Annotated in this window: 9 protein-coding genes; all 9 read left to right on the top strand. The window is 53.9% G+C overall.

Annotation, left to right across the window (positions count from 1 at the left end; translation table 11 throughout):
- Nucleotides 1–322: hypothetical protein (locus ACREPD_RS15565; protein ID WP_431600167.1), on the top strand; the 322-nt coding region annotated here is incomplete at its 5' end.
- Between the two features lies 1 nt (nucleotide 323).
- The gene (locus ACREPD_RS15560) at nucleotides 324–689 is read left to right on the top strand and encodes a TonB family protein (RefSeq protein WP_431600166.1); all 366 of its coding nucleotides are present in this window, start codon (nucleotides 324–326) and stop codon (nucleotides 687–689) included.
- Nucleotides 690–1,123: 434 nt separating this feature from the next.
- Nucleotides 1,124–1,579, top strand: a complete 456-nt coding sequence (locus ACREPD_RS15555) for a hypothetical protein (protein ID WP_431600165.1) — start codon at nucleotides 1,124–1,126, stop codon at nucleotides 1,577–1,579.
- Between the two features lie 374 nt (nucleotides 1,580–1,953).
- On the top strand, nucleotides 1,954–2,475 hold the full coding sequence (locus ACREPD_RS15550; protein ID WP_431600164.1) for a hypothetical protein: 522 nt from the start codon (nucleotides 1,954–1,956) through the stop codon (nucleotides 2,473–2,475).
- A gap of 194 nt (nucleotides 2,476–2,669) precedes the next feature.
- Nucleotides 2,670–2,993, top strand: a complete 324-nt coding sequence (locus ACREPD_RS15545) for a hypothetical protein (RefSeq protein WP_431600163.1) — start codon at nucleotides 2,670–2,672, stop codon at nucleotides 2,991–2,993.
- A gap of 692 nt (nucleotides 2,994–3,685) precedes the next feature.
- Nucleotides 3,686–3,946, top strand: a complete 261-nt coding sequence (locus tag ACREPD_RS15540) for a hypothetical protein (protein WP_431600162.1) — start codon at nucleotides 3,686–3,688, stop codon at nucleotides 3,944–3,946.
- Nucleotides 3,947–4,608: 662 nt separating this feature from the next.
- Nucleotides 4,609–5,004 carry a DUF2185 domain-containing protein gene (locus tag ACREPD_RS15535; protein ID WP_431600161.1) on the top strand — a complete coding sequence of 132 codons (396 nt, stop codon included), beginning with the start codon at nucleotides 4,609–4,611 and terminating at the stop codon, nucleotides 5,002–5,004.
- A 291-nt stretch (nucleotides 5,005–5,295) separates the two neighbouring features.
- Nucleotides 5,296–5,487, top strand: coding sequence for a hypothetical protein (locus ACREPD_RS15530; RefSeq protein WP_431600160.1), 192 nt, complete (start codon nucleotides 5,296–5,298; stop codon nucleotides 5,485–5,487).
- A gap of 361 nt (nucleotides 5,488–5,848) precedes the next feature.
- Nucleotides 5,849–6,223, top strand: a complete 375-nt coding sequence (locus ACREPD_RS15525) for a hypothetical protein (RefSeq protein WP_431600159.1) — start codon at nucleotides 5,849–5,851, stop codon at nucleotides 6,221–6,223.
- Nucleotides 6,224–6,234: the final 11 nt, after the last annotated feature.

The following is a 6,234-nucleotide window of genomic DNA, read 5'->3' as shown; positions in this document are numbered from 1 at the left end:
ACAGCCTCCGGCCTTCTCGGCGGGTTACGCAGGAACAAACATCGTAACTTATAGCCTTCGATGGCGCGAATTTTTAGCATCCAACAGGTTCGGTAAAGAGTTTTCTGGTGCTGGACTAGATACATTGCTCGCTCATGAGATTGGACACATCCCGCTAGCAGGTGTAGCTTTTGGGTATACACCGTCGACTTCAAATGCCGATGCTGATGAGTTTAACGCCGTTAGATACTTGGAAAATCCGTACCGTCAGCACATAGGGTTGCCTTTGAGGACGCACTATTCAGGAATTCCAATTCCAACGCCGTTGATTGAAGGGGATTGAAATGATTCATCAGATTGTGATTCTGCTATCTCTTGCGGCAAGTGATGGGTCGGGCGGATGCAAGGGGGGGCAGTGGGGGCGCGTTGTTGCCGAGAGCGAGGCAATGATTTTGCAGCAACAGCCGTTTCGCGTGCCAAGAGATCCTCTTGGGACTGAGTACGACCAATCTTGCGTAAGAGTCGAATTTCAGATCAATGAGCGTGGCAATCCGTTCAATATAAGAATCTCAAAGAGCTCTGGAAGTAGGGCGATTGATATGGTTGCTAGGGAGACGATTAAGAAGTTCAAGCTAATGGTTCCGGGTGACCGTCACAAAAAATTTGCACTGGTCTTTGAATACCCCGCTGATGCGGGTGAATCACCTTAGCCGTCTGGCATCAAATTTTCATTGGCTGCGGGGGCTTTGCTTGGACGTTCGCAGTGTTGTGGCGAAAGAAGAAGTGAGACTGTAGATCACGCATCTCTGTATAAAAATGAGAATTTGAGCTAAGCGCTCACGAGATGTCGGTGTTGAAAATGAATGGGCTGGGTGCTCGGAGGGGGCGAGTCATGGAGAAGGAGGAAAATTTTCCATTGTCTGTAGTGATCTGTGTGTACCCGCAACCTAAAGTCGAAATCTCATAATGTCGGGCGCGATGTGCAGGACTACCTGTCGATCAAGAACGAGCATCCGTACCAGTTCGACTTCGGCAACCGGCCGCGCCAACCTACCAGCCTGAGTTACAAAGCCAGATCCGGCTTGGCGGCAAGCGCCCACAGGATCACACACCAAGAAGTGATCATCGAAAAGGGGGGGGCGACATGGCTGTGGACATCGTGCGTTTTCTATTGGGCGCACTGATAGTCTTCGGTGTGGCGTCATGCTCCGGGGAAGATGTCGGGAGTGCCACACCAGGCGAGCGCCAGCTGCTGAGTGATGATCAGATCAAGGCGGAGGAGGCAAAGGCAAACGCAGGTGATGCTGATGCTGCGACTCGGCTAGCGAATCACTACCAGTGGGCAATGGGTGATGGGGACCGTGCCGACCTGTGGCTTGAGAAGGCGGTTGAACTTGGAGACCACTATGCGATGCTCAATTTGTCATCGAAGCTTTCTGCGAGACAAAACGAACCTGATTGCAAGAGAGCCGAGAGGTTGCTCATCCTTGTGCTTGAGACCAAGCCGGACAAGAAAGTGGAGCAAGATGCGCGCCACGATCTTAGGCTGCTGCGCGAAGGCGTGAGTGGGGATGGATTTTGCACTGAGTGGCTTCACTAATTGGGGTTTGACGGCCGCTAAATGCGAACCTGTTGCAGTGAATTAGGGAATTTCGCAGCGACCTCATATCACCTGCTTGTAGCCGTTCAAGCGCATTCGCCACCCGATCGGATGCGGCAACTGGAGTTGGGGCTTTCGCAGGATGGCCCTTCGGCGCAGGTCACCACCTAGAATTGTGGCGGCATTGCCGTGCAGGCGAACCCTACGTCTACAAAAAGCCAAGTTTGGTGGTAGTCGAAATCCGCAGTCCAGACAGAGGAAGGGATACCATCATGAGCCCGTGGATCCGAAACTGTTCCGCCTGGGGGATGCTGACACTTGCGACTGTGATTTCGCTCCCGGGGAGGTCAGGCGAGCGAGAGGCGAAGTGGTCCTTGGATGATGATCATTCCTACTACGCGCGTCTGGCAGAAACGCGTGGTGGGAGTGAGTACTCAGTCTTTCCCGCCTACCTGGCATGGGCGAGGCAGTCGAAGAGCTATCTCAAGGGTGCTCAGGATGCGGCGAACCTGCCCTGTCGCCGGTGGATTGCATTTCAGAGCATTGAGGCAAACTCTTCTCGTGCAACTCTTTCCTTCTTTTGCGAGTCGAACCGGGGCTGGGAGGAGGACAGAGTCGGTTCGATGCCGGTGGATGTACCTCAGCGCAAGGGCCGTACTAGTGTCGCGAAGTTGAGCGAAATCATTGCTCGAGCTCAAGTGGTCGAAGGCGAGTTCGTTCGACCGGGTGTCTCCGGCTTGCCAGCAAAATACTTGACCTCCTTCGATGGTATGCGAGTACGACGACTCGCTGTCTACTGGCCTGCAGGCAGAGAGATGGAGGATGGTCAGCCATCTGCTGCAATGAGGCTCATTCGTGACGTGGAGGGCGTGGTAAGTCACGAGGATTCCAAATGAAGCTAGGATGAGGGTGATCCTGATCGGCCGGGGGTATGCCGTACATCTGTGCGCCATCTTCAATGCAAGTTAAAATGGAGGTACGAAGAATGAACACGTGCAGAGCGATATATATTCTTGTGTCACTACACCTTCTTGTTGGGTGTCAGGGGCAGTATGGGAATGCGCCAAGAACCGTGCAGCCTTCGGCGGAGGTGGCGACTACGTCTACCGGTGATATCTTCCATCTTTCGGCCGAGGTGCTTGAGAAGCAAGCTGCTCTGGCAAAGAACGGCGACGCAGAAGCAGCAATGCGAGTAGCGCAACACTACTCACTCGGCGAAAACGATACGAGGAAGTCCATTCCGTGGCTGGCAATTGCTGCAGAAAAAGGGGATGTGATTGCAATGCAGAACATAGCAAGCAGCATGGTTGCCATCGGTGGCAAGAAGAACTGTCAGGCGGCGCTTGAGTGGTTTGAGCGTGCAAAGCGAGGAATGACCGCAGGCGAAGCTACGAGCTATGGAGTTGATGAATAAATTTCTGGGTTGAAGCGGGATTTCAATGATTGCACTGAGGGACTTGCGCCGCGAAGAAGTGCGACCGACTCAAGAGTCCAACTCTCGCAAGCGACTGCAGCACCGGCACCGTAGCGGCGGTACGGGTGATGGATCATTGGAATGGGTAGCGTCATGAGGGGCCCCTTCGCCTGCACTTCAATAGCTGCTTTGCAGAACTCTCAGTGGCAGTTCGTAGGCGGAGAAGAGACGCGGAGGCGCTGAGCATTGCTCAGAATCAAGCACTTTGGTCCCCGCCCGCGAAGGCCAGCGCCGCTACGAGTACGCCGGCAGCAACCGGCTGACCTTGGTGCGCAATGCGCCTGGCGCGTGCATCATCGGCCTGGGTTATGGAGTGCAGGGCAACCTGTTGAAGTCAGGGCTGAGGGAATGCCGCAGGTTCCACTCAACTACTTTCCGGAGGTGAGGCCGTGAGGTGCAGTTTCATTCTTCTTTCAATCGTATTGATGTCGGTCGGTCCTCCACACCACGCTTGCGCTAGCGAGCGGCTGGCTCCAACAGCTGTACAGTTCAATGGCGTTCGCCTGGGCGATCCTCCAGCAAAGATTGCCGAGCAGAGACGCTCTGGCCCTTGCCGTGGTCGTGGTTCATCCTTGAGTGAGTGCGTAATCTATGACACTTCTGGTGTGGCCTTTAGGATTCACGATGGCCAAGTGATCAGTGTGATCGAGGTCTATGGTGCGGTCAAGGCAGCCACGCTTCCTTTTGGTTTAAGACTTGGCGCAGATATTGTGGAAACCCTTGGTCGAACATTTCCGGTCGCTGGTGGAGAAGCATTTGTAGTGCCAGATAAATCTGGCGTGGTCATTGTGAAAACGATCCGAGAGCCAGGGGCGGAGTACGATTTCGAATTGCGACTTCGCTACGACACAGCTGGGCGGCTGGTCTCAGTGGAGTGCAAGGACGTCGTGTAGGGTCGTCAGTCCCCCAACGTGGAATTGACCGGCTGCTCGCCGCTACTGCTCGCCGGCCCGCGCGCACCTATGGGCCGACGCTGAGGTCAGGGTTTTGGGAGACGGGTCCAAGGAATGAACCGTTGTATTGATGATTCTGACTTCGCACGTCTGGAAGAAGGTCACCGGAAGAGACCAATGATGAAATTGAAGGTTTGCGGTGGACGGGATCTTGTCGGCTTGTGGAGCGCCTTGGAGCTGCTCCTTTTTGCGCTGTCGCTCTTCTTTCTAATTCCGCCGTGGATCTCAAGCGATGACTATCCTCCCAATGCAATCGTTCCCGTGGTCTTTGCGGCAATCGCATTTCTGATGAGTAGGTTAATTGCTGTACTTGGCAGGGGGCGATCCATTCTCTACTCAACGGTTGAGGTGATGGTTTTTTTCTATTCTCTTGGATACTGTTCTTGCGTGTTGGCTCTATGTAGACGCCCAGGCTCAGCGGCAGGCCATTCGCTATGATGATAGTGCAGCACGCCAGCACCAATGACCCGGACACTTCAAAGTGGATCGATGGTCTACCCAAGTTGGGCATAGGCCATGAAGTGACCGTGGAGCTAAGGAAGCGAAGGAAAGGGGCCAGGGAGCGGCTCTAGCTCGGTTCAGTAGCAAGGTGTGGGGTTTTGATGAGGATCAGCTTGTGGCTCCAAGTTTCAATGGAAGTCGGCGCTCTGAGGCAAGTCCGGAATGAGGTGGATGTGAAAGAGTTCAAACTATTACCTGACCAGATCCGGCATGTTGCCCGTGGCTACGGAAGCTGCCTGGCTACTGATCGAATTACCGTTGAAGGGTCAGTCGTCGGATACTGCTACCGAGAAGAGCCGGAAAGTGAACTTGATAGTGGATGGAGGTTCTTTGCCGGCGACGAGGATGAAGGCTACTTGGCGAACGCGGCAAACCTTGAGGTCTATGACGTGAACACAATTGCGAACTACGATCCAGACGTTGCGCCGCTGTTGGACTCAAGCGTTGGGTGTGCCTATGAGCGAACCCACACGGGATTTGTCATGGTGGCGGAGTAAAAGGTTGCGCATCATCACGATCTAAAAAGGGGGGGCTTAAGAGTCAAACTACTCCAACGGGGGAGGAGTCAAATAACGTAGTAATTGAGATACCAAGGCCGATGACAAGAGAAGCGGCAGAAAAATTCAACAGGGTGTTTGGACGGTCAGGGTGATGCAGTGAAAAACAGGCTGCCGAAGGTGATCGCCCTTGGCTATTGCGACGGTCCAACCGAGGGCATTGTGACTTGTCTCAATGGAGCTGGGTCGTAATTTTATCTGATTGCATGGGATTCAAACCAGGATGAGCGCTTGTACGCCGCGTTGGACGTTCTGTCTACAGAGTTGTGGCGCATTGTTTCTGCACTGAAGCCGGAATCAGCTGCAGATGTTTTGCTGATCGATTGGAAGACAATCAGCGATGCGTCGAAGTTTGCGATCGAAAGCCTCATCCGGGCATGGAAGCGACGCGTTGTGGATACCGGCTATCTGGTGCTTTCATGAGATGGGGGGGGGGGCAGAGCAGCGCAGGGTGGACATAAGCAGCAAACACAGGGGGGCGATCGGAGCCGTACCTAACTAGGGAGTCCTCCGGCGACCTGGCAGATTGGCAGGGACTACTTTAGGGCCATGCGAGCGTTGGGCGGTTGCATGGTAAGGCGTGCAACTTGGCTGTCGACTGACGCCGTCCTCCATCTATGCTGTGCCAACTGCCGAAAGTCACAATGAAGACATGTGCGTGGCGAAGCGTCATTGTAGGAACGCCTATTAGAATGGTGGCGCAGCTGCTCGTGGTGTGGCCGTGAATAGAATGAAACTAGCTCTACTGTCCACAATGATCTGTGGCTGCTCGCAATCTTCAGTCGTGAGCTCCTACTGCCAGGCAATCACCTTCGCCTCGTCGACTCCTGCCCTATCTGTGCGCGAAGTGTACGTATATGGAACGATGCAGCACGGCTCGATCCTGATTTCACCGTCATGTGTAAGACCTGTCTTTACGTTCTATAGCTTTCAAGATTCTGTGTCGCCGGCAAGCGGGGCGGCTGACAGAATTCGCAAGTTCAATCAGTCGGTCTACAACTCACCAGCAAGAGCCAGTGGTCTATTCAAGATAGACGCCGTTCTAAACATCTATCCCGATTCACGACTTGTCGAGCTCTATGACATCAACGACTTCCGTGAGGTTGACGATGCGGAGACTCGGCAGATCATCGGGATGCTGCGAAAAAGCAGAAGATGAAAACTTTGAGC

The sequence above is a fragment of the Stenotrophomonas sp. genome (assembly GCF_050737075.1).
In the GTDB taxonomy this organism is placed as follows: Bacteria; Pseudomonadota; Gammaproteobacteria; order Xanthomonadales; family Xanthomonadaceae; genus Stenotrophomonas.
The sequence above is the reverse complement of the archived record's forward strand: the minus strand, read 5'-3'. Positions and strand labels throughout refer to the sequence as shown.

What these genes read in the sequence shown, in the direction of transcription:
- ACREPD_RS15535 (WP_431600161.1), top strand. Translation starts at nt 4,609, where the DNA reads ATGAGGATCAGCTTGTGGCTCCAAGTTTCAATGGAAGTCGGCGCTCTG.
- ACREPD_RS15560 (WP_431600166.1), top strand. Translation starts at nt 324, where the DNA reads ATGATTCATCAGATTGTGATTCTGCTATCTCTTGCGGCAAGTGATGGG.
- ACREPD_RS15555 (WP_431600165.1), top strand. Translation starts at nt 1,124, where the DNA reads ATGGCTGTGGACATCGTGCGTTTTCTATTGGGCGCACTGATAGTCTTC.